This is a genomic window from Paraburkholderia sp. ZP32-5, from assembly GCF_021390495.1.
Lineage (GTDB): Bacteria > Pseudomonadota > Gammaproteobacteria > Burkholderiales > Burkholderiaceae > Paraburkholderia.
Genome location: NZ_JAJEJP010000001.1, coordinates 2,597,921 through 2,620,329, shown reverse-complemented (window position 1 = coordinate 2,620,329; position 22,409 = coordinate 2,597,921). Strand labels below are relative to the sequence as shown.

The following is a 22,409-nucleotide window of genomic DNA, read 5'->3' as shown; positions in this document are numbered from 1 at the left end:
CGCGCCTGCCCCCCCGACGGTTGCTCAGATTTGGCTTTCTCGCATCGCAACGCCGGGCCGGGTTCCGCGAAAAGGCGCGCCGGGCCGGTCGTTTTTTGCTGGGTCGGGACCATCCTTTACGGTATAATCCGTTTTTCCCGCGAGCATCCAGCGATGACCAAATATGTTTTCGTCACCGGCGGCGTAGTATCTTCCCTCGGCAAGGGTATTGCCGCCGCTTCCCTCGCCGCGATCCTCGAATCGCGCGGTCTCAAAGTCACCCTCCTCAAGCTCGATCCCTACATCAACGTCGACCCCGGCACGATGAGCCCGTTTCAGCACGGCGAAGTGTTCGTAACGGAAGACGGAGCGGAAACCGACCTCGATCTCGGCCACTACGAGCGCTTCATCAGCACGAAGATGCGCAAGGCCAACAACTTCACCACAGGCCAGATTTACGAATCGGTGATCCGCAAGGAACGCCGCGGCGATTATCTCGGCAAGACGGTGCAGGTCATCCCGCACATCACGAACGAAATCCAGGCATTCGTCGAACGCGGCGCCGCATCGGCGACCTGTGGCGAGCCGGATGTCGCGATCGTCGAAGTGGGTGGCACGGTGGGCGACATCGAATCGCTGCCGTTCCTCGAAGCCGCGCGTCAGATGAGCCTGCGCCTCGGCCGCAACAGCGCATGCTTCGTGCACCTTACGCTCGTGCCGTGGGTTGCCACGGCCGGCGAACTGAAGACCAAGCCGACCCAGCACAGCGTGCAGAAACTGCGCGAAATCGGGATCTTGCCGCACGTGCTGCTGTGCCGCGCCGATCGCCGCATTCCGGACGACGAGCGCGCGAAGATCTCGCTGTTCTCGAACGTGCCCGAAGACGCGGTGATTTCCGTGTGGGACGCGGACAGCATCTACAAGATTCCGCAGATGCTGCACGACCAGGGGCTCGACGCGATCATCTGCGAAGAACTGAAGCTCACGCCGAAGCCGGCGGACCTGTCGATGTGGGCCGAACTCGTCGAGAAGCTGCAGAATCCGAAGCACGAAGTGACGATCGGCATGGTCGGCAAGTATGTCGATCTGACCGAGTCGTACAAGTCGCTGATCGAAGCGCTGCGCCATGCGTCGATGCATACGTCGACGCGCGTGAACATCGAATACATCGACTCCGAAGAAATCGAAACGCAAGGCGTCGACAGCCTCCGGCATCTCGATGCGGTGCTGGTGCCGGGTGGCTTCGGCCGTCGCGGCACCGAGGGCAAGATCGCCGCGATCCGCTATGCGCGCGAAGCGAAGGTGCCGTACCTCGGCATCTGCCTCGGCATGCAGCTCGCGGTCATCGAATTCGCCCGCGATGTCGTCGGCCTGAAGGATGCGAACAGCACCGAGTTCGATCCGGAAACCAAAAATCGCGTGGTCGCGCTGATCACCGAGTGGTACGACCGCGAAGGTCGCGTCGAGAAGCGCACCGAAGAGTCCGACCTAGGCGGCACGATGCGCCTCGGCTCGCAGCGCTGCCCGATCAAGCCCGGCACGATGGCCGAAGAGATCTACGGCAAGGACGTCAACGAGCGCCATCGTCACCGTTATGAGGTGAATAACCGTTTCGTGCCCCAACTCGAAGGCGGTGGCCTCATCATTAGCGCCCGTACCCCGAGCGAAGATCTGCCGGAAATGATGGAACTGCCGCGCAGCATGCACCCGTGGTTCGTCGGCGTGCAGTTCCACCCGGAATTCACGTCCACGCCGCGTGATGGTCATCCGTTGTTCAAGTCGTTCGTCGAAGCGGCACTCGCGCGTCAGCAGTCGAGGGTCGAGGAGAAAGCATGAAACTGGGCGATTTCGAAATCGGTCTGGACAAGCCGCTTTTCCTGATCGCCGGTACCTGTGTCGTCGAATCCGAACAGATGACGATCGACACGGCCGGCCGTCTGAAGGAAATTTGCGCGAAGCTGAACATTCCGTTCATCTACAAATCGTCGTACGACAAGGCCAATCGCAGCAGCGGCAAGTCGTTCCGCGGTCTGGGTATGGACGAAGGTCTGCGCATCCTGTCGGAAGTGAAGCGCCAGCTCGGTCTGCCGGTGCTGACCGACGTTCACGCCGAACACGAGATCGAACAGGTGGCGTCGGTGGTCGACGTGTTGCAAACGCCCGCGTTCCTGTGCCGTCAGACCGACTTCATCCACGCGTGCGCGCGCTCGGGTAAGCCGGTCAATATCAAGAAAGGTCAGTTCCTCGCGCCGCACGACATGAAGAACGTGATCGACAAGGCGCGCGACGCCGCGCGTGAAGCGGGTTTGTCGGAAGACCGCTTCATGGCGTGCGAGCGCGGCGTGTCGTTCGGCTATAACAACCTCGTGTCGGACATGCGTTCGCTCGCGATCATGCGCGAGACCAACGCGCCGGTCGTGTTCGACGCGACGCATTCGGTGCAGTTGCCGGGCGGTCAGGGCACGAGCTCGGGCGGTCAGCGCGAATTCGTGCCGGTGCTCGCGCGCGCCGCGGTGGCGGTGGGCGTCGCCGGTGTGTTCATGGAAACGCATCCGAATCCGGCGCAAGCCAAGTCGGATGGTCCCAACGCGGTGCCGCTCGATCGCATGGCCGATCTGCTCGAGACGTTGGTGACGCTCGATCAGGCCGTCAAGCGCGGGCCGTTTCTCGAAAGTAACTTCAACTGATTCAGGCGTTCGCCGCGCGCCGCGATTTTCACGAGCTATCTCGAAAATCGGAGCGCGGCGAATGCGCTCGATGGTTATCGAACGTATCGGTGCGTGGGTTGTCTACCGGGGAAACCGGAAAGAGCGCGATACAGTGTCGTAGTAAAGAATTCAACGTCATTTCTTTGAGGAAACCATGAGTGCTATCGTAGACATCATCGGTCGAGAGATTCTCGATTCGCGCGGCAACCCCACCGTCGAATGCGACGTGTTGCTGGAATCGGGCACGATGGGCCGCGCGGCGGTGCCGTCGGGCGCATCGACCGGCTCGCGCGAAGCGATCGAACTGCGCGACGGCGAAGCCGGCCGTTACGGCGGCAAGGGCGTGCTGAAGGCCGTCGAGCACATCAACACTGAAATCTCCGAAGCGATCATGGGCCTCGACGCTTCCGAGCAGGCCTTCCTCGACAAGACGCTGCTCGAACTCGACGGCACCGACAACAAGTCGCGCCTCGGCGCGAACGCGATGCTGGCCGTGTCGATGGCCGTCGCGAAGGCCGCCGCTGAAGAAGCCGGCCTGCCGCTGTACCGCTACTTCGGCGGCTCGGGCGCGATGCAACTGCCGGTGCCGATGATGAACATCGTCAACGGCGGCGCGCACGCGAACAACAGCCTGGACATCCAGGAATTCATGATCGTGCCGGTCAGCCAGCCGACCTTCCGCGAAGCACTGCGCTGCGGCGCCGAAGTGTTCCACGCGCTGAAGAAGATCCTGTCGGATCGCGGCATGAGCACGGCGGTCGGTGACGAAGGCGGCTTCGCGCCGAACTTCGGCAGCAACGACGAATGCCTGTCGACGATCCTGCAGGCGATCGAAAAAGCAGGCTATCGCGCCGGCGAAGACGTGCTGCTCGCGCTCGACTGCGCGGCGAGCGAGTTCTACCACGACGGCAAGTACCAACTGGCGGGCGAAGGCCTGCAACTGTCGTCGACGGAATTCGCGGACTACCTCGCGAACCTGGCCGACAAGTTCCCGATCGTGTCGATCGAAGACGGCATGCATGAAGGCGACTGGGAAGGCTGGAAGATCCTGACCGAAAAGCTCGGCAAGAAGGTTCAGCTGGTTGGCGACGATCTGTTCGTGACCAACACGCGCATCCTGAAGGAAGGCATCGAGAAGGGCATCGCGAACTCGATCCTGATCAAGATCAACCAGATCGGCACGCTGACGGAAACCTTCGCGGCGATCGAAATGGCCAAGCGCGCCGGCTACACGGCAGTGATCTCGCACCGTTCGGGCGAAACCGAAGACTCGACGATCGCCGATATCGCGGTTGGCCTGAACGCCGGGCAGATCAAGACCGGCTCGCTGTCGCGTTCGGATCGCATCTCGAAATACAACCAGCTGCTGCGCATCGAGGAAGATCTCGGCGACATCGCCAGCTACCCGGGTAAGTCGGCGTTCTACAATCTGCGCTGAACCGAAGCCAGTTGTTCACGCCAATCGATGAGCCGGTTATCTTCCGTTTCTGATTGACCCCGCCGCCCTGCGTATAGCGCAGGGCGGCGCGTATTTATTGTGCTTACTTCATGCGGCTTGTCACTGCTGTCCTGATCGTTCTGCTGGCGCTGATCCAGTACCCGCTCTGGTGGGGGCATGGCGGCTGGCTGCGCGTGCATGAGTTGCAGCAGCAACTCGCGCAGCAACTGCAAAAGAATGCCGACGCCAAGTTGCGCAACGAGCGCATTCAGGGCGAAGTGCAGGATTTGCAGAACGGCACCGCGGCGGTCGAGGAACGGGCACGCTACGAGATGGGTATGGTCAAGGACGGCGAGGTGTTCGTGCAGTTCGTGTCGCCGAATCAACCGCTGCCCACACCGAGCGCGCCGTCGGCGAATACGTCGACGCGCGGTGAGGTATCGGCCGCACCGCTGCATGTGGTGCCGAATCCGGAATCGCGCGCGAAGCCGGATCGCAAGCATGGCGGCAAGGTGGTTGCCAAAGACAAAGAGAAGAAGGCGGCGCACTGAGCGGATGGTGTTGGCTGTATGCACCGGCCCGAACGAAGCACGCAAAAAAAGCGCGATTCAGATGAATCGCGCTTTTTCTTTATTGAGATCTGAAGGTCTTTGCGGCGTCGCCGATAGCCGGCTTGACTCACCAGCGTCTTGACCAACCGTCCCGTCAAGTCACCAGCCCCAATACGGCCCAAAGCCGATACCCACGCCGGTTCCCCAGCCGCGGCCCCAGCCACCGGTGGAAAAACCGCCTGAAAACCTTACCGGCGGCGACGGTGAGTAGTAACGCGACCACGCCTGGGCGGCGGCTTCCGCGGCCATCGACTGATCCTGCTCGAACATCACCTGACGATCGATTGCGTCGTAGTGCGCGCGTTCCTCAGGGGTGAGCGGTTGGCCGGTGCCAACGGCCTCAGTTTCATCGGCCGGCAGACGGCTCAGGATAGGCGACGGGCCGGGTGGATCGATCGAACAGCCTATAAGTGCGCAACCGCCCGCGACGATCGCTAGCACGGCCAGCATGCGCACATCGCGTAGCAACGAAAGGGGATGCTTCATGTCCGACTCTCCCGTGGTCCGATGCTTCACAGTCTGAATCAACCCGTGCCGCGCGTATTTCCGATGGCCCTTTGCAACAGTAATCCGGTCACGATCAACGCGCGCTGCTCGCTCAAAACGCACCGCGCCGCCCGAGCCGTGACGAGGCAAAGGGCGGCGCGGTGGAGACTGCCAGCCTGAACAGCGATCAGGCGTCGCGAAGAGGGCGGGCGAGCCTGCTTTGCACGAGTTGCCCGAGCGAGGGGCGCATCGTCAATGCCGTTGATCGGCCGCTGGCGTCACGCCTTGTGAGAGTCCGCCCAGTACGAAAAGTTGCGCGACGTCGACCGGATCGAACTCGTAGCGCTGATTGCAGAACTCGCAATGAATCTCGACGTGGCCGCGTTCCTCGATCACGCTATCCACTTCGTCGCGGCCCAGCATTTTCAGCATCGCACCGACTTTTTCGCGCGAGCACGTGCATTCGAAGCGTGTTGCGACCGGCTCGAAATGCAGCACGTTTTCCTGCCAGAACAGCCGGCGGAAAACCGTCTCCGGTTCTTCCTTCAGCAGTTCTTCCTGCGACAGCGTGCTGCCGAGCGTGCACACGCGCTCCCATGTATCCGCGTCGAGCTGGCCCGGATGCGGGACGATGCCGCCGTCGCCCGGTAGCTTTTGCAGCAGCATGCCGACCGCGCGCTCGGTGTTCGCCGCGAGCCACATCCGCGTGTCGAGCTGCTCCGAGTGATGCATGTAGTGCTCGAGCACTTCGGCGATCGAGTTCAGCGGCCCATCGATGCCCGAGAGCGGCACGATGCTCTGATACGGCTGCTGGCCGGGCTGCTTGTTGGCCGGATCGAGCGTGATCACGCAACGGCCATGGCCGCTCGCGTTGACCAGATCGACTAGCGGCGTTGCGCTGTCGAGCATATGACTGCCGTCGCCGGAGAGCTTGGCGGTCGCGCGCATCGTCAGATTCGAGCTGCACTGCACGATCAGCATCTTGACGGGGCCATCGCCGAAAATCTGCATGACGAGCGTGCCGTCGAACTTCAGGTTCGCCGACAGCAGCGCGCAGGCGGCCATCATTTCGCCCAGAATCGTCCGCACGGGCGCCGGATAATCGCGGCGCGTCAACACCTCCTGCCACGTATTGCGCAGGGAAACGATCTCGCCGCGCACCGGCGCCGCGCTGAACATGAATTTTTGTAACTGGTCGCTCACAACTTTTCCTCGGTGGAATGACACGGCGCGATGCCGTGCCGTTACGCGCCCGCGCGACGGCTGCCTAGCCGATGCGTACGAGCTGCGCCTTGAAATACTCGCGACGCCCGGCATAGCTTGCCGCGCCGCGCTGCATGTTGGCGATATCGGCTTGCGTCAGCTCGCGTACGGCTTTCGCGGGGGCGCCGAGAATCAACGTGTTATCGGGAAATACCTTGCCTTCGGTGACGACGGCGCCCGCTCCGACCAGACAGTTGCGGCCGATCACCGCGCCATTCAAGACCACGGCCTGAATTCCGATCAGCGCGCCTTCCTTGATCGTGCAGCCGTGCAGCATCGCCTGATGACCGATCGTGACGTTCGACTCGACCGTCAGCGGAAAGCCGGGGTCGGTGTGCAGTACCGCGCTTTCCTGCACGTTGCTGCCGGCGCCGATCGTGATCGGTTCGTTGTCGCCCCGAAGCGTCGCGCCGAACCATACGCTCGCGTTTTCCGCGAGCGTCACGTTGCCGATGATGTTCGCCGAATCCGCGACGAACACGCTTTCATGGATGATCGGGGCGGCTTCGCCCAGCTTGTAAATCGTCACAATGTCTCCTGTTGATCGGTCGCCATGGGCGCGGCGTGGTGGCGTTGGTGAACTCACGCGGTGTGGGGCCGGTGCGCGCTGTCCTGCTGGCGTGATGGATACGTCCGAAGGCGCGCCGGATGGTCGAATCGGGTATTGTAAACGGTTGTATGTTTCGGTCACCGGCGCGGCCGCGTAAGGACGCTCGGCGATTTCGTTTTGATTCCGTTCGATTTCCTGTGATGAGGCCGATGTCCGCATGGGGCCGCGCGCCGCTGATGGGCAGTACGCTGCTGCCGAGCCGAGCCGAGCCGAGCCGAGCCGAGCCGAGCCGAGCCGAGCCGAGCCGAGCCGAGCCGAGCCGAGCCGAGCCGCCCGGCAGCGCCCGCCGCAGCGCTTCCCGCCGTCACTTCATCGTTGCTTCCGCCGCCCCCGTTGCCAATCCGCTTGTCATGACGTCTGCCGCATCGCCCGTGTCCTCCGCTTCCTCCGCATCGATTCCCCGCGACGAACCCTATTGCGCGCGCCGCGCCGCGCTCGCGGCATTGCGCGAACGCAATCCGGCCACGAAGGCGGCTTCGGCCCGCGCGCTGTATCAGCATGTGCTCGAAGGCCGCGCGGTCTGGTCGACAGACATCGAACTCGCTGAGCCCGCCGACCTGCCGGGCCGTCCCGAGCGGCCCGAACTGGTCGAGCCGCGCCTGCTCGGGCGACGCAGCATGCAGTCGCCGCAAGGCCGCGCAGTGCTGCTGCATGCGCTCGCCCATATCGAGTTCAACGCGATCAATCTCGCGCTCGACGCCGTCTGGCGCTTCGCCGGCATGCCCGCCGCGTTCTATACCGACTGGCTGAAGGTCGCCGCCGAAGAGGCCTACCATTACACGCTGCTCGCCGCGCGTCTTGCCGAATACGGCCATGGATACGGCGATTTCCCGGCGCATGGCGGCCTGTGGGACATGTGCGAGCGCACCCGCGGCGATGTGCTCGCGCGCATGGCGCTGGTGCCGCGCACGCTCGAAGCTCGCGGTCTCGACGCCTCGCCGCCGATTCGCGCGCGCTTGTTGCAGGCGGGCGATCAGGCCTCGGCGGCGATTCTCGACGTGATCCTGCGCGATGAAATCGGCCATGTGCTGATCGGTAACCGCTGGTTCCGTCATCTGTGCGAAGCGGGCGGCTTCGATCCTCACGAGACCTATCTGCGTCTCGCCGACGAGTACCACGCGCCGAAGCTGCGCGGTCCGTTCAATTTCGAAGCGCGTCGCGAAGCCGGCTTCGATGACGCCGAACTCGCCGCGCTCGTCAGCCTCGACGCACAGGCACAGCCAGCAACCCCGCCTGAAGCCGACGATCGAGCGTCGGCTCGATGATCCGTTACCACCAGTCGTCTCGCTATCTCTATAATCGAACGATCATTCTTTTTATCGGTGTGCCGTTTCATGAATATTTCCCGCTCTGAGTTCATCGCCGCGCATGGCGTCCGTCTGCATGTGCGGCGTTGGGGGCGTGCCGACGCACCGATGCTGTTCATGCTGCACGGCTGGATGGATGTCGGGGCGTCGTTCCAGTTCGTCGTCGATGCGCTCGGCGACGGCTGGCAGGTCATCGCGCCGGATATGCGCGGTTTCGGTCTGTCCGACTGGCCGGTCGCCGGGCGCGGCGGCGGCAGTTACTGGATCCATGACTATCTCGGCGACCTCGACGCGCTGCTCGATCACTATGCGCCGACCGGCGAAGTCAACCTCGTCGGCCACAGCATGGGCGCGAACGTCGTGTGCCTGTATGCGGGCGTGCGGCCGCAGCGCGTGCGGCGCGTCGTCGATCTCGAGGGTTTCGGGCTCGCGCCGTCGCATCCGGCGCAGTCGCCGAAACGGCTGCTCAACTGGCTCGACGAGTTGCGCGATCCGCCGCAGCTCAAACGCTACGGTTCGCTCGACGACGTCGCCGCGCGCCTGATCAAGACCAACCCGCGGCTCGATCCACAGCGAGCGCAATTCCTTGCGCAGCACTGGTCGAAGCCGGACGGGGAGGGGCGCTTGATGCTGCTCGCCGATCCCGCGCACAAGGTGCGCGGCCCGATGCTGTACCGGCTCGACGAAGTGATGGCCGCATGGCGTAAGGTGACTGCGAAGGTGCTGCACGTCGAGGCGGCCGGTTCTCCGACGCTCGCGCAGATTGCAGGCGACATCCCGCTCGACGAATTCAAGGCGCGTTTTCAGGCGTTTGCGGACTGGCGCGAGGAGATCATCGATGGCGCGGGGCACATGGTGCATCACGACCAGCCGGAGCGGATCGCCGCGCTGATCGACGGCTTCTGCGCCTGACGCGGGTCCGAAACGGTAGTGGGGCGGCAGCCGTCCGTCCCTGAATTCGCGTGGCGCGGAGCGGCCAGCCGGCACTGCGAGATAGCTCTGCGGGCACTTACTGCGTTGCAGTAAAATGGTTGAAGAACCTTTTCAGGCCCACGATGAAAGCCGCGATGAACGCCGATCTCCACTGTCACTCCACCGTTTCCGACGGCCAGTTCGCGCCGGCCGACGTTGCGCGCCGCGCGCACGCGAACGGCGTGACGTTGTGGGCGCTCACCGATCACGACGAAGTAGGCGGCCAGCACGAGGCGCGCACGACCGCCGAGGCGCTCGGCATGAGATATCTGAGCGGCGTCGAGATTTCAGTCACGTGGGCGGCACGCACCGTGCACATCGTCGGGCTTGGCATCGATCCGACCAGCCAGATTCTCATCGACGGTCTCGCACGCACCCGCGACGGCCGCGCCGCACGCGCCGAGGCGATCGGCGAGCAACTGGACTCGCTCGGCATTCCGGACGCGTATGAAGGCGCGCTCAAGTACGTATCGAATCCCGACATGATGTCGCGTACGCATTTCGCGCGTTTCATGGTCGAGTGCGGTCACTGCGGTACCACCCAGGAAGTCTTCGACCGCTATCTCGGCGATGGCAAGCCGGCCTATATCGCACACCGCTGGGCCAAACTCGCCGACGCACTTGGCTGGATCCAGGCGGCGGGCGGCGAGGCGATCGTCGCGCATCCGGGCCGCTATGCCTATTCGCCGCTCGAATTCGACGCGTTTTTCGGCGAATTCATCGATCTCGGCGGCAAGGCGATCGAAGTCGTGACAGGCAGCCATACGCCCGACCAGTACCGCGAATACGCCGACGTGGCGCGCCGTTTCGGCTTCGAAGCCTCGCGCGGCTCCGATTTCCACGCTCCCGGCGAAGGCCGCATCGAACTCGGCGCGCTGCCGCCGCTGCCTGCCGATCTCAAGCCTGTCTGGGAACGCTGGCTGTGACCGCGCGCCGTGCCATGACGGCACGTCGAGCGCGCGGGTCGGCCGGATGCGATGCGCGCGTGAGCGCGTCCGCCGCCGCACTGCACCTCGCTCCCGGCGATGCTTGCGGCGCCGACTGGCCATTGCGCCCGGTCCATGCGGCGCGGCTCGTCCGCTGTGCCAGCCCGCTTCACACGCGCTTCAGTTGCCGCGGCCTATCCGCCGTGGGTCACCCGCGGTTACCGTGAGTCACCATGTCCCAATACTTCCGGATTCATCCCGACAATCCGCAGCCGCGTCTGGTCAAGCAGGCCGTGCAGATCATCAACGACGGCGGCGTGGTCGCGTTGCCGACCGACTCGACCTATGCGGTTGCCTGCCATCTCGACGACAAGGACGCGGTCGAGCGTCTGCGGCGCATTCGCGGGCTCGACGAGAAGCAGCTGTTGTCGCTGCTGGTGCGCGATCTGTCGGAGCTCTCCAATTTCGCGATGGTGGACAACCGGCAGTACCGGCTGATTAAATCGGTGACCCCGGGCCCGTACGTGTTCGTGCTACAGGCAACCAAAGAGGTACCGCGGCGTGTGTCGCATCCATCGCGCAAGACGATCGGCCTGCGCGTACCGGATCATGCGATCACGCTGGCGATTCTCGAGGAACTTGGGCAGCCGCTGCTCGGCTCGACGCTGATCATGCCCGGCGAAACCGAGCCGTTGAACGACCCCGAAGAGATCCGCGCGCGGCTCGAAAAGCAGCTCGATCTGGTGATCGACGGCGGCGCGTGTGTGTGCGAGCCGTCCACCGTGATCGATCTGAGCGGCGCCGAGCCGGTGCTGGTGCGGGCAGGGCGCGGCTCGCTCGCACCATTCGGCCTCACCGAGGCGGCCTGAGCGGCGCGAGCAAAACCGGACAGAGGCGTGCAACCGCGTTGTTACAATAGCGAGTTATGGATTCTTCCCTGATACAGACCATTGCGGTGTACGCACTGCCGGTGATCTTCGCGATCACGCTGCACGAGGCCGCGCACGGTTACGTCGCGCGCTGGCTCGGCGACAACACCGCCTACGTGCTCGGCCGCGTGTCGATCAATCCGATGCGGCATATCGATCCGCTCGGCACGATCGCGATTCCACTGCTGCTCTATTTCGCGACGAGCGGTGCCTTCATGTTCGGCTATGCGAAGCCGGTGCCGGTCGCGTTCGGTAATCTGCGCAACCCGCGTTGGGGCAGCCTGTGGGTCGCGGCGGCCGGTCCGTTGTGCAATTTCATCCAGGCGCTGATCTGGGGCGTGTTCGGCATCGCGCTCGCGGTACTCAATGTCGATGAACCGTTTTTCACGCGCATGGCGGGCGCCGGCATCGGCGTGAACCTCGTGCTCGGCGTGCTGAACCTTTTCCCGCTGCCGCCGCTCGACGGCGGTCGCGTGCTGATGGCGCTGCTGCCGCCACGGCAGGCGATGACGCTGGCGCGGCTCGAACCGTACGGCTTTTTCATCGTGATGGCGCTGGTCATGACGGGCACGCTCACGCGGTACTGGCTCAATCCGCTCGTCACGTTCGGCTATAGCGCGCTCACCGCAGTTCTGACTCCACTTGTTTCGCTTTTCTAATACAACTATGTTCCCAGACCGTATCTTCTCCGGCATGCGGCCCACCGGGTCGCTGCACCTCGGCCACTATCACGGCGTGCTGAAAAACTGGGTGCGGCTGCAGTCCGAGTACCCGTGTTTCTTCTGCGTGGTCGACTGGCACGCGCTGACCACGCACTACGAAACGCCCGAAGTGATCGAAAAGAACGTGTGGGACGTGCTGATCGACTGGCTCGCTTCCGGCATCGATCCGGCCCAGGCAACGCTGTTCATCCAGAGCAAGGTGCCCGAGCATGCGGAACTCGCGCTGCTGCTCGGCATGAGCACGCCGCTGGGTTGGCTCGAACGTGTGCCGACCTACAAGGAGCAGATGGAAAAGCTCAAGGACAAGGACCTGTCCACCTACGGCTTCCTCGGCTACCCGGTGCTGATGGCGGCGGACATTCTGCTTTATCGCGGCTCGCTCGTGCCGGTCGGCGAAGATCAGGTGCCGCACGTCGAAATGACGCGTGAAATCGCGCGCCGCTTCAACTATCTGTATGGCCGCGAGCCGGGCTTCGAGGAGAAGGCCAACGAAGCCGCGAAGAAGCTCGGCGGCAAGCGCTCGAAGCTTTATCACGAGCTGCGCAACGCGTATCAGCAGGAAGGCGACGACGAAGCGCTCGAACAGGCGCGGGCGATGCTGCAGGAGTCGCAGAGCCTGTCGATGAGCGATCGCGAGCGCCTGTTCGGCTACCTCGAAGGCTCGCGCAAGATCATTCTCGTCGAGCCGCAGGCGATGCTGACCGAAGCGTCGCGCATGCCGGGCCTCGACGGTCAGAAGATGTCGAAGTCGTATGGCAACACGATCGGCCTGCGTGAAGACGCGGAAACGATCACGAAGAAGGTTCGCACGATGCCGACCGATCCGGCCCGCGTGCGCCGCACCGATCCGGGTGATCCGGACAAGTGCCCGGTGTGGCAGTTGCATCAGGTCTATACCGACGAAGCCACGCACGAGTGGGTGCAGAAGGGCTGCCGCTCGGCTGGTATTGGCTGTCTCGAGTGCAAGCAGCCGGTGATCGAAGGCATTCTGCGCGAGCAGCAGCCGATGCTCGAGCGCGCGCAGAAGTACATGGACGATCCGTCGCTGTTGCGCGCGATCGTCGCCGACGGCTGCGACAAGGCACGCCGTTTCGCGACCGAGACGATGCGCGATGTTCGCGAGGCGATGGGCCTGTCGTACAACTGAGCCGGCGTATCGCATGGCTGAGCGTAATCGAGTGAGCGCGAGTGAGCGCGACCAGATGAACGGATTCCTTCGATGAACGCACCCGCTGCTGTGCATGGTCTCGGTGAGCCGTCGCGCTGGGTGCGCGATTGGGCGCATCTGGTCACGCCGGGCGGCGCGGTGCTCGATGTCGCGTCGGGAGCGGGGCGGCACGCGCGATTTTTCGCGTCGCGCGGGCATCCGGTGACCGCGCTCGATCGCGACGCGGCCGCGCTCGACATGCTGCGCGATGCGCCGCTTGTTACGCCGGTCGTCGCCGACCTCGAAGGCGCGCCGTGGCCACTGCCCGCGGGTGCGGCGTTCGCCGCTGTTGTCGTGACGAACTATCTGCATCGGCCGCTTTTTCCGCATCTGTTGCGTATGCTCGCGCCCGGCGGCGTACTGATTTACGAGACCTTCGCGCAAGGCAATGAAAGCGTCGGCAAGCCTTCCAATCCGGCGTTTTTGCTCGCCCCCGGGGAGCTTATTGAGGCGGTCCGAGGCCAGCTCCGGGTGGTCGCATTTCAGGATGGATTTCTCGCGCAGCCGCGTCCGGCATACGTTCAGCGGATCTGCGCGGTCCGGCAGGCAGCGCACACGAACGACCCCGCAAAGGCGGCACCTCCGCCTTGTTACGAGTTGGCCGGCTAATCCGCTACAATCGCGGTTTACCTGATCAAATTCATGGCGTTTCATGACTAACGGCAACCAGAACGGCGTTCAGATTCGCGGCAGTATTCCTGCCATCATCACTCCGATGCTCGAAGACGGCAGCCTCGATCTGCCGGCGTTTCGCAAACTGATCGATTGGCACGTCGAGGAAGGGACGGACGCACTCGTCGTCGTCGGCACGAGCGGCGAGTCGGCCACGCTGTCGGTCGAAGAGCACGTGCTGATGGTCAAGACCGCGGTCGAGCATACCGCTGGCCGGATTCCGGTGATCGCGGGCGCGGGCGCCAATTCCACCTCCGAAGCCATCGAACTCACGCAGCATGCGAAAGACGTCGGCGCCGATGCCACGCTGCAGGTCGTGCCGTACTACAACAAGCCGACCCAGGAAGGTATCTACCGCCATTTCGCGAAGATCGCCGAAGCCGTCGATCTGCCGGTCATCCTGTATAACGTGCCGGGCCGAACCGTTGCGGACATGAGCAACGAGACCATCCTGCGCTGCGCGCAGGTACCGGGCATCGTCGGCGTGAAGGAAGCGACCGGCAACATCGACCGCGCCGCGCATCTGATCAAGTCCGCGCCGTCGAATTTCGCCGTGTATAGCGGCGACGATCCTACTGCGATCGCGTTGATGCTGCTGGGCGGTCACGGCAATATTTCGGTCACCGCGAACGTTGCGCCGCGCGCGATGAGCGAACTGTGCAAGGCCGCACTCGCGGCGGACGCCAAGTCCGCGCGTGAAATTCACCTGAAACTCCTGTCGCTGCACAAATACCTGTTCGCCGAAGCGAATCCGATTCCGGCGAAATGGGCATTGCAGCAACTGGGGCGTGTGCAGGGCGGCATCCGCCTGCCGCTCACGCCGCTCGACGCGCAATACCACGAAGTGGTGCGCGGCGCGCTGCGCGAAGCTGGCCTGCTCGGCTGAACGGCGCGACCGCCCGGCCGCCAGCGCCCGTACAAGACCGCCTCCGGCATTTCCTTAACCGACGTCGCTTCAGCCCACGTTCCCGGTAGAAAGAACCAGGCATCGCGTTCCAGCATCACGAAGGCCCTCATGAAACGTTCCGCACTTTCCCTCCACGCAACCCGCATGGCGGCGTTGGCGCTTGCCATGACGACGCTCGCCGGCTGTGACACGCTGAACGACTGGTTCGCTTCCGACCGCGTCGACTACAAAACCACGGCGAGCGCACCGCCGCTTGCCGTGCCGAGCGATCTGAGTACCACGCCGACCGACCAGCGCTACGTAGCACCGCCCGCCAATCTGGCGCTTGGCGGCGCGACGACGCGTACCGTCACCGCGGCTGGCAATGCGATCGAAGGTCAGCCGACCGGGCAGGACCCGCTCGGCATGCATATCGAGCGCGACGGCGACCGGCGTTGGCTGGTGGTCGACGGCCGCTCGCCGGAGCAACTGTGGCCGCAGTTGCAGGAGTTCTGGCAGGAAAACGGCTTCGTGCTGAAGACCGATGCGCCGGCCACCGGCATCATGACGACCGACTGGGCTGAAAACCGCGCGAACATTCCGGACGACTGGTTCCGCCGCTCGGTGGGCAAGCTGATCGACTTTGCCTATTCGTCGGGCACGCGCGACAGCTTCCGCACGCTCGTGTCGCGCGGGGCGGGCGGCACCACAGACATCTCGATCACGCATAGCGCGATGGAAGAAGTAATGACGGGCCAGGACAAGACGTCGTCGCGCTGGGAAGAGCGGCCGCGCGATCCCGCGCTCGAAGCGATGTTCCTGGCGAAGCTGATGGAGAAGTTCGGCTTGACCGAAGCGCAGTCGAAGCAGCTGCTGACCGACGCACACCCGGCCGCCGTGCCTGCCACGATCGAGCAGAACGCAGGCGCGTCGACGCTTGATCTGCAGGAATCGTTCGATCGCGCGTGGTTGCGCGTGGGCCTCGCGCTCGACCGCACCAACTTCACCGTCGACAATCGTGATCGCGAGAAAGGCATCTACTACGTGCGCTACGCGGATTCGATGCAGGAGCTGAAGAAAGAGGGGCTGTTCGGCAAGCTGTTCTATAGCGGTAATTCGGCACGCAAACCGGGTCAGGAATTCCTTGTCAATGTGCGCGCAAAGGGTGATTCCACCACGCAGGTCGCGGTGCTGGACGCGAATGGACAGATCGATACGTCGTCGGACGCGCAGCGCATCGTGTCGCTGCTGCATGCTCAACTGAATTAAGACAAGGCCGTGCGCTTCGCGAGCCTTGGCAGCGGTAGTGAAGGTAACGCGCTGCTGGTGGAGGCGAACAGCGGTGCGACCACGACGCGGGTGCTGCTCGATTGCGGTTTTTCCGCGCGCGAAGTCGAGCGGCGTCTGGCGCGGCTGGGCGCGAGTGTCGAGGGCCTCGACGCGATTCTGATCACGCATGAACATGGCGACCACATCGGCAGCGCACTGACGCTGGCGCGCAAGTGGTCGATTCCGTTGTATATGAGCTGGGGCACCGCGCGCGCGGTGGGCGCTGACGAAGCCGATGTCGACCTGCAGGTGTTGTGGGGCGATGAGGCGGTGGCGATCGGCGACCTCAGCGTTCTCCCTTACACCGTTCCGCACGACGCCCGTGAGCCGTTGCAATACGTGTTCTCGAACGGAGCGAGCCGGCTCGGCGTGTTGACCGACGTGGGCACGTCCACGCCGCATATCAGCGCGGTGCTGAGCGGTTGCGACGCCCTCGTGCTCGAATGCAACCACGACGCGCAGATGCTTGCGGGTAGCCGCTACCCGCCGTCGCTGAAGGCGCGGATCGGCGGCAATCACGGCCATCTGAACAACGCCGCCGCCGCCGATATTCTGGCTTCACTCGACCGATCACGTCTTCAGCATCTGATCGCCGCGCATCTGAGCCAGCAAAACAATCTGCCGGAACTCGCGCAGGCGGCGCTGGCGGGTGTGTTGGGCGCGGCGCCAACAGAAGTGGTCGTGGCATCGCAAAGTGAAGGTTTCGCGTGGCTGACGATCTGACGACTGCCTGACTCCCGGTTGCGCCGCCATGCACGCGAATGGCGTGTCGCGATAAAAAAAGCCCATAACGATTGCTCGCTATGGGCTTTTTTGTGCGCGGCGCTTTCGCGCGCCGCGCGACAGTCAGACTTAATTGCGGTTGCCGCCGAAAATGCCGAGCAGCGCGAGCAGGTTCACGAACACGTTGTACAGATCAAGGTAGATCGCGAGCGTCGCGGTGATGTAGTTCGTTTCGCCGCCATTTACGACGCGCTGCACGTCGAACATGATGTACACGGAGAAGATCACGATTGCCATGACCGAGACCGTGAGCATCAGCGCGGGCAGTTGCAGGAATACGTTCGCAACCGACGCGAGCAGCAGCACGATCACGCCCATGAACAGCCACTTGCCGAGCCCGGAAAAGTCGCGCTTGCTGACCGTGGCGATGGTCGCCATCGATGCGAAGATCACACCAGTGCCACCGAACGCGAGCATGATCAGCGACGGGCCGTTCGAGAAGCCGAGCACGAACGCAAGGATGCGCGACAGCATCAGCCCCATGAAGAATGTGAAGCCGAGCAGCACGAAGACGCCCACGGCGCTGTCTTTGGTGCGTTGGATCGCGAACATGAAGCCAAAGGCGATTGCGAAGAACGCCAGCATGCTCATCGCCGGGCTGGTGGCCGCGAACAGCGAGAATCCGGTGGCGAGGCCGACCCAAGCACCGAGCACCGTCGGAATCATGGACAGCGCGAGTAGCCAGTAGGTGTTCCGTAACACGCGGTTGCGCGTTTCGGCCGTGCTCACCGCGCCATTGCGGCCAAACATATACGGATGATCGTTCATGGTCTCTCCTTACCTCGGAAGCGTGTTTCGTGATGACGATTCGGCAATTCGTGAAGCGCCGGCAGGCGCCGCATTCATTCCTAAGATTAGCGCGGCGACCGGGAGTTTCAATAGCTCACATCGCCCACAGCGCTTACGCTACCAGCATTTTGAGTCTTTTGCGCGAAACCTTTCGGTATTGTAAGGGTTGAATCGCAATCGTACACGGGAACATGCTACAATTGCGGATTCATTTGAATCTGTAACCTCTTAATTTTTTGGAGTTTTTATGGCGATCGAACGCACCCTGTCGATTATCAAGCCGGACGCAGTGGCAAAGAACGTGATCGGTCAGATCTACAGCCGCTTCGAAAACGCTGGTCTGAAGATCGTGGCATCGCGCATGGTCCACCTCTCGCGTGCTGACGCCGAAAAGTTCTACGCAGTGCACGCAGCGCGTCCGTTCTTCAAGGATCTCGTCGAATTCATGATCTCGGGTCCCGTGGTCGTGCAAGCGCTGGAAGGCGAAAACGCGATTCTGAAGCACCGCGATCTGATGGGTGCGACGGATCCGAAGAAGGCAGAAAAGGGCACGATCCGCGCTGACTTCGCGGACAGCATCGACGCCAACGCGGTTCACGGTTCGGACGCGGCGGAAACGGCTGCTGTCGAAATCGCGTTCTTCTTCCCGCAAGTCAACGTTTACTCGCGTTAAGCGCTGACCGCCTGCGCCGGGTATGGCGTCAGGCGTGTGGCCATAGCCGTCCACGCGCGGCGTGATTCGTGCCGCCAAACTGTTTTATCGCACGAATCGCACGCGTGTCCGGCAAAGTAGTAAGGTTAAAGCAGCAGGAATGGGCGCGAACGGCATTGCGTTCATGCAGCTTGTTGCATGAACGTAGTCTCGCACTGAAATGGCAGGATTCGATATGACGAGCAGTTCCACCGTCAACCTTCTCGACCTCGACGCCCAAGGGCTCGTCGCCTACTGCGACAGCCTGGGCGAGAAGCCGTTTCGCGCCAAGCAACTGCAGCGCTGGATCCATCAGTACAACGCCGCCGATTTCGACGGCATGACCGATCTCGCGAAGTCCTTGCGCGAAAAGCTCAAGGGGCGCGCTTCGATCACGATGCCCGGCATCGTCAGCGATCATATTTCGTCCGACGGCACGCGCAAGTGGCTGATCGACGTCGGCAACGGCAATGCCGTTGAAACCGTGTACATCCCCGAAGAGACGCGTGGCACGCTGTGCGTGTCATCGCAGGCCGGGTGCGCGGTCAACTGCCGGTTCTGCTCAACCGGCAAGCAGGGGTTCTCCCGCAATCTCACCACAGGCGAAATTATCGGTCAGCTGCGCATGGCCGAATTTGCGCTGCGCGCGACGCGTGGCGATGCGGCCGGCCGCGCGATGGGCGGCGAGGGCAAGGGCGAGCGCGTTGTCACGAACGTCGTAATGATGGGCATGGGTGAGCCGCTGCTCAATTACGACGCGGTTGTACCGGCTATGCGTCTGATGCTCGACGACAATGCATACGGTCTGTCGCGCCGGCGCGTCACGCTGTCCACGTCGGGCGTCGTGCCGATGATGGACCGGCTCGGCGCGGATCTGCCGGTTGCGCTCGCGGTGTCGCTGCATGCGTCGAACGATGCGCTGCGCGACATACTGGTGCCGTTGAACAAAAAGTATCCGTTGCGCGAGCTGATGGCGGCGTGCGAACGCTATCTGAAAGTCGCGCCGCGCGATTTCATTACGTTTGAATATTGCATGCTCGATGGCGTGAACGACAGCGAGGCGCATGCGCGCGAACTGCTCGCCGTCACCCGCAACGTGCCATGCAAGTTCAATCTGATTCCGTTCAATCCGTTCCCCGAATCGGGCCTCATCCGCTCGAAGCCGGAGCAGATCAAGCGGTTTGCACAGGTGTTGATGGACGCGGGCGTCGTCACCACGGTACGCAAGACGCGCGGTGACGATATCGATGCTGCCTGCGGTCAGCTGGCCGGCGCGGTGAAAGACCGCACGCGTCTTGCTGAGCGCACCGGGAAGGCAGCAAAGGTGATCGAGGTTCGTGCCGTGTAATCGTATGGGGCGGCAGGGCGCGGGCGGTCAGTGAAAAGCTTCGCGGGCGTGTGAAATTCCCTGATGCCGGTGGTTGAAAAGAAAGTTTGCAGAATCGATCGGAAGCGGCACACAAAGCCGCACATTTTGTTATAAACGGTCTGCGATTCGGACGCATGGCTCGAGCCCGTCCGGTCGCACGAGTAAAAAAGAATCGACGCGAAAGGATTTGGGATGAGTGAGCCGCAGCACCCGCAGCCGCACGAGACAGACACGAACGAAGGTCATCCGGCACCCGTCGCGCGGGCGGTGGTCCAGCCCGCGGTGCAGCCGGCTCTCGATTCGCTGGCGGCTGTTGGCGCGCGCTTGCACCAATTGCGTGAATCGAAGGGCTGGACGATCGAGGACGTGTCGGCGCGGCTGAAAGTGTCGGTTGCGAAGTTGAGCGCGCTCGAAGCGGGCGACATCAGTCATCTGCCGGATACGACTTTCGCGCTTGGCGTCGTACGCAGCTATGCGAAGATGCTCGACGCCGATCCCGCGCCGTTTACGGCTGCGCTGCGTCGCGAGAAAGGGGTGCCGGCGCCGAATCTGTCGATGCCGGCGTCGTCAGGCAAGGATCTGCCTCGCGGTAAGGTATCGCTGACGCTTGGCGATAGCGGACATAAGAGTCGATCGTGGCTGTGGGGCATCGCGGCGATTGTCGTCGCAGTCATCGCGCTCGGAATGTGGCGGACCAATGGCGGCGATTCGTCCGCGTGGCTTGCGCGTCTGAAGGCGAGCGCGAGCGGCACGGCGAGCAGCGACACGGGCGCATCGGGTACGGTCGCGCAAGGTTCGACGATACCGGCGCAGGACGGCGCTTCGACGCCCGAGGCGGCTGAAGCGGCTGCGACGGTGGACAATTCAGCGAGTGCTGACGATGCGGCGTCCGCGGCGGCAACGCCGATGCCGACGCCGCTGACTACCGGCACGGCGCCGGGTTCGGCATCCGCGGTGAACGCAACGCCGACAGCGGCAGCGCCGAAAGCCGGTTCGCAGGCTCAAGCAGCGGCGGTCGGCGCGAGCGCGCCGGTAGTCGTTGCGGGTGCGTCGACACCGGCTGTCACCGCGGCGCCGGGTCAGTCGATGATCGCGCTGAGCGTGACGCAGGACAGCTGGTTCAGCGTGCGTGGCAAGGACGGTAAGGAACTGTTCTCCGGCCTCGTGCACGCGGGCGACGCAAAGGAAGTGAGCGGAGACGCGCCGTTCAAGATTACGGTTGGTAATAAAGCGGGTCTCGAATCGCTGACGCTCAACGGTCAGCCGGTCGATCCGGCGAAATATTCGGCGGCCAAGGGTAACGTGGCGCGTTTCTCGCTGCCTTGACAGATACGGTACGCGCCGCGGCCATCCGGTCCGCGGCGCTTTTTCAATTCAGGCGCTGCGTTTTTTGCGTAGCGCGCGTGGCGTAAATGGGTCTTTCGATGCAATCCGAAGCTCAATCCCAATCCTGCAGCAAAGTCGTGTCAGACGAACCGGTGTTCGGCGGCTCCGCGATGCGGCGCAAGTCACATGCGGTCAACGTCCGCTGGGGCGGCCAACTCGTGACCATTGGCGGCGACGCGCCGGTGCGCATCCAGTCGATGACCAACACCGACACCGCGGATGCGATCGGCACCGCGATCCAGATCAAGGAGCTGGCGCAGGCTGGTTCGGAACTGGTGCGCATTACCGTGAACACGCCGGAAGCGGCAGCGGCCGTGCCGGCCATCCGCGAGCAACTCGACCGGATGGGCGTCATGGTGCCGCTCGTCGGCGATTTCCACTACAACGGCCATCTGTTGCTGCGCGATCATCCGGGCTGCGCGGAGGCACTGTCCAAGTACCGGATCAATCCCGGCAACGTCGGGCATGGTGCGAAGCGCGACACGCAGTTCGCGCAGATGATCGAAGCGGCGGTGAAGTACGACAAGCCCGTGCGCATCGGCGTCAATTGGGGCAGCCTTGATCAGGACCTGCTCGCGAAGATGATGGATGAAAACGGCTCGCGCGCCGCGCCGTGGGAAGCGCAAAGCGTGATGTACGAAGCGCTGATCCAGTCGGCGATCGGCTCGGCGGAACGCGCGGTCGAACTCGGCCTCGGGCGCAACAAGATCATCCTGTCGTGCAAGGTAAGTGGCGTGCAGGATCTGATCGCCGTGTATCGTGAGTTGGCGCGCCGTTGCGATTTCGCATTGCACCTGGGTCTGACCGAAGCGGGCATGGGCTCGAAGGGCATCGTCGCATCGACCGCGGCGCTGTCGGTTCTGCTGCAACAGGGCATCGGCGACACGATCCGGATTTCGCTGACGCCGGAGCCGGGCGCGTCGCGTACTGGCGAAGTGATCGTCGGCCAGGAAATCCTGCAGACGATGGGCTTGCGTTCGTTCACGCCGATGGTGATCGCGTGCCCGGGATGCGGCCGTACTACCAGCACGCTGTTCCAGGAACTCGCATCGCAGATCCAGACCTATCTGCGCCAGCAGATGCCGGTGTGGCGCGATCAGTATCCTGGCGTCGAGCAGATGCACGTCGCGGTGATGGGCTGCATCGTCAACGGACCGGGCGAATCGAAGCAGGCCAATATCGGCATCAGCTTGCCGGGCTCGGGTGAGAATCCGGCCGCGCCAGTGTTTATCGATGGCGAGAAGGTCAAGACGCTGCGCGGCGAGCACATCGCGCAAGAATTCCAGCAAATCGTGAGCGACTATGTCGAGCGCCGCTATGGCCGCGCCGACGCGCTCAATTAATCA

The 22,409-nt window shown here is 63.4% G+C and carries 22 protein-coding genes; 18 read left to right on the top strand and 4 right to left on the bottom strand.

The features are described from left to right. Window positions 1–153: 153 nt before the first annotated feature. The 4 genes from L0U82_RS11115 (at window position 154) to ftsB (ending at window position 4,676) form a co-directional block, all read left to right on the top strand. Window positions 154–1,815 carry a CTP synthase gene (locus L0U82_RS11115; RefSeq protein WP_233830859.1) on the top strand — a complete coding sequence of 554 codons (1,662 nt, stop codon included), beginning with the start codon at window positions 154–156 and terminating at the stop codon, window positions 1,813–1,815. Then, window positions 1,812–2,666 carry a 3-deoxy-8-phosphooctulonate synthase gene (gene kdsA / locus L0U82_RS11110; RefSeq protein ID WP_233830857.1) on the top strand — a complete coding sequence of 285 codons (855 nt, stop codon included), beginning with the start codon at window positions 1,812–1,814 and terminating at the stop codon, window positions 2,664–2,666. The genes L0U82_RS11115 and kdsA overlap by 4 nt, the downstream gene beginning before the upstream one ends. A 175-nt stretch (window positions 2,667–2,841) precedes the next feature. Beyond that, the gene (gene eno / locus L0U82_RS11105) at window positions 2,842–4,125 is read left to right on the top strand and encodes a phosphopyruvate hydratase (RefSeq protein ID WP_233830855.1); all 1,284 of its coding nucleotides are present in this window, start codon (window positions 2,842–2,844) and stop codon (window positions 4,123–4,125) included. A 110-nt stretch (window positions 4,126–4,235) separates the two neighbouring features. Continuing rightward, a complete protein-coding gene (ftsB, locus tag L0U82_RS11100) occupies window positions 4,236–4,676 on the top strand; it encodes a cell division protein FtsB (protein WP_233830853.1) in 441 nt (146 codons plus the stop codon). Between the two features lie 159 nt (window positions 4,677–4,835). On the opposite strand, the gene L0U82_RS11095 is transcribed toward ftsB, so the two are convergent. From L0U82_RS11095 to L0U82_RS11085, 3 genes are all read right to left on the bottom strand, one after another. After that, window positions 4,836–5,222 (bottom strand): hypothetical protein, encoded by a 387-nt coding sequence (locus L0U82_RS11095; protein WP_233830852.1) that lies wholly within the window; start codon window positions 5,220–5,222, stop codon window positions 4,836–4,838. A gap of 252 nt (window positions 5,223–5,474) precedes the next feature. Next, on the bottom strand, window positions 5,475–6,425 hold the full coding sequence (hslO, locus tag L0U82_RS11090; protein ID WP_233830850.1) for an Hsp33 family molecular chaperone HslO: 951 nt from the start codon (window positions 6,423–6,425) through the stop codon (window positions 5,475–5,477). Between the two features lie 64 nt (window positions 6,426–6,489). Then, window positions 6,490–7,014 carry a gamma carbonic anhydrase family protein gene (locus tag L0U82_RS11085; RefSeq protein WP_233830847.1) on the bottom strand — a complete coding sequence of 175 codons (525 nt, stop codon included), beginning with the start codon at window positions 7,012–7,014 and terminating at the stop codon, window positions 6,490–6,492. Window positions 7,015–7,445: 431 nt separating this feature from the next. On the opposite strand from L0U82_RS11085, the gene L0U82_RS11080 reads away from it, so the two are divergent. The 10 genes from L0U82_RS11080 to L0U82_RS11035 all read left to right on the top strand — a co-directional run bounded on the left by L0U82_RS11080 (window position 7,446) and on the right by L0U82_RS11035 (window position 16,768). After that, on the top strand, window positions 7,446–8,360 hold the full coding sequence (locus L0U82_RS11080) for a ferritin-like domain-containing protein (RefSeq protein WP_233830845.1): 915 nt from the start codon (window positions 7,446–7,448) through the stop codon (window positions 8,358–8,360). A gap of 69 nt (window positions 8,361–8,429) precedes the next feature. Then, the gene (locus tag L0U82_RS11075; RefSeq protein WP_233830842.1) at window positions 8,430–9,314 is read left to right on the top strand and encodes an alpha/beta fold hydrolase; all 885 of its coding nucleotides are present in this window, start codon (window positions 8,430–8,432) and stop codon (window positions 9,312–9,314) included. 155 nt (window positions 9,315–9,469) lie between these two features. Beyond that, complete coding sequence (locus tag L0U82_RS11070) at window positions 9,470–10,300, top strand: 3',5'-nucleoside bisphosphate phosphatase (RefSeq protein ID WP_233830839.1); 831 nt, start codon at window positions 9,470–9,472, stop codon at window positions 10,298–10,300. A 233-nt stretch (window positions 10,301–10,533) separates the two neighbouring features. After that, window positions 10,534–11,169 carry an L-threonylcarbamoyladenylate synthase gene (locus L0U82_RS11065; RefSeq protein WP_233830837.1) on the top strand — a complete coding sequence of 212 codons (636 nt, stop codon included), beginning with the start codon at window positions 10,534–10,536 and terminating at the stop codon, window positions 11,167–11,169. A 56-nt stretch (window positions 11,170–11,225) separates the two neighbouring features. After that, the gene (locus L0U82_RS11060) at window positions 11,226–11,888 is read left to right on the top strand and encodes a site-2 protease family protein (RefSeq protein ID WP_233830835.1); all 663 of its coding nucleotides are present in this window, start codon (window positions 11,226–11,228) and stop codon (window positions 11,886–11,888) included. A 7-nt stretch (window positions 11,889–11,895) separates the two neighbouring features. Then, window positions 11,896–13,098: a tryptophan--tRNA ligase gene (locus tag L0U82_RS11055; RefSeq protein WP_233830833.1), complete on the top strand. Its 1,203-nt coding sequence runs from the start codon at window positions 11,896–11,898 to the stop codon at window positions 13,096–13,098. A 72-nt stretch (window positions 13,099–13,170) separates the two neighbouring features. After that, entirely contained in the window at window positions 13,171–13,767 is a 597-nt protein-coding gene (locus L0U82_RS11050; RefSeq protein WP_233830831.1) for a class I SAM-dependent methyltransferase, read from the top strand. A gap of 43 nt (window positions 13,768–13,810) precedes the next feature. After that, the gene (gene dapA / locus L0U82_RS11045; RefSeq protein WP_233830829.1) at window positions 13,811–14,716 is read left to right on the top strand and encodes a 4-hydroxy-tetrahydrodipicolinate synthase; all 906 of its coding nucleotides are present in this window, start codon (window positions 13,811–13,813) and stop codon (window positions 14,714–14,716) included. A gap of 129 nt (window positions 14,717–14,845) precedes the next feature. Continuing rightward, complete coding sequence (gene bamC / locus L0U82_RS11040) at window positions 14,846–15,985, top strand: outer membrane protein assembly factor BamC (RefSeq protein WP_233830827.1); 1,140 nt, start codon at window positions 14,846–14,848, stop codon at window positions 15,983–15,985. 9 nt (window positions 15,986–15,994) lie between these two features. Further along, window positions 15,995–16,768: an MBL fold metallo-hydrolase gene (locus tag L0U82_RS11035; protein WP_233830824.1), complete on the top strand. Its 774-nt coding sequence runs from the start codon at window positions 15,995–15,997 to the stop codon at window positions 16,766–16,768. A gap of 129 nt (window positions 16,769–16,897) precedes the next feature. On the opposite strand, the gene L0U82_RS11030 is transcribed toward L0U82_RS11035, so the two are convergent. Then, window positions 16,898–17,596 carry a Bax inhibitor-1/YccA family protein gene (locus L0U82_RS11030; protein WP_233830821.1) on the bottom strand — a complete coding sequence of 233 codons (699 nt, stop codon included), beginning with the start codon at window positions 17,594–17,596 and terminating at the stop codon, window positions 16,898–16,900. A 268-nt stretch (window positions 17,597–17,864) separates the two neighbouring features. Here L0U82_RS11030 and ndk point away from each other — a divergent pair, with 268 nt between their 5' ends. The 4 genes from ndk to ispG all read left to right on the top strand — a co-directional run bounded on the left by ndk (window position 17,865) and on the right by ispG (window position 22,406). After that, a complete protein-coding gene (gene ndk / locus L0U82_RS11025; RefSeq protein WP_134455646.1) occupies window positions 17,865–18,290 on the top strand; it encodes a nucleoside-diphosphate kinase in 426 nt (141 codons plus the stop codon). A 214-nt stretch (window positions 18,291–18,504) separates the two neighbouring features. Next, entirely contained in the window at window positions 18,505–19,656 is a 1,152-nt protein-coding gene (gene rlmN / locus L0U82_RS11020) for a 23S rRNA (adenine(2503)-C(2))-methyltransferase RlmN (protein WP_233830818.1), read from the top strand. Between the two features lie 213 nt (window positions 19,657–19,869). Further along, window positions 19,870–21,003: a helix-turn-helix domain-containing protein gene (locus L0U82_RS11015; RefSeq protein WP_233830816.1), complete on the top strand. Its 1,134-nt coding sequence runs from the start codon at window positions 19,870–19,872 to the stop codon at window positions 21,001–21,003. An 86-nt stretch (window positions 21,004–21,089) separates the two neighbouring features. Further along, the gene (gene ispG / locus L0U82_RS11010; protein WP_233830814.1) at window positions 21,090–22,406 is read left to right on the top strand and encodes a flavodoxin-dependent (E)-4-hydroxy-3-methylbut-2-enyl-diphosphate synthase; all 1,317 of its coding nucleotides are present in this window, start codon (window positions 21,090–21,092) and stop codon (window positions 22,404–22,406) included. Window positions 22,407–22,409 lie beyond the last annotated feature (3 nt).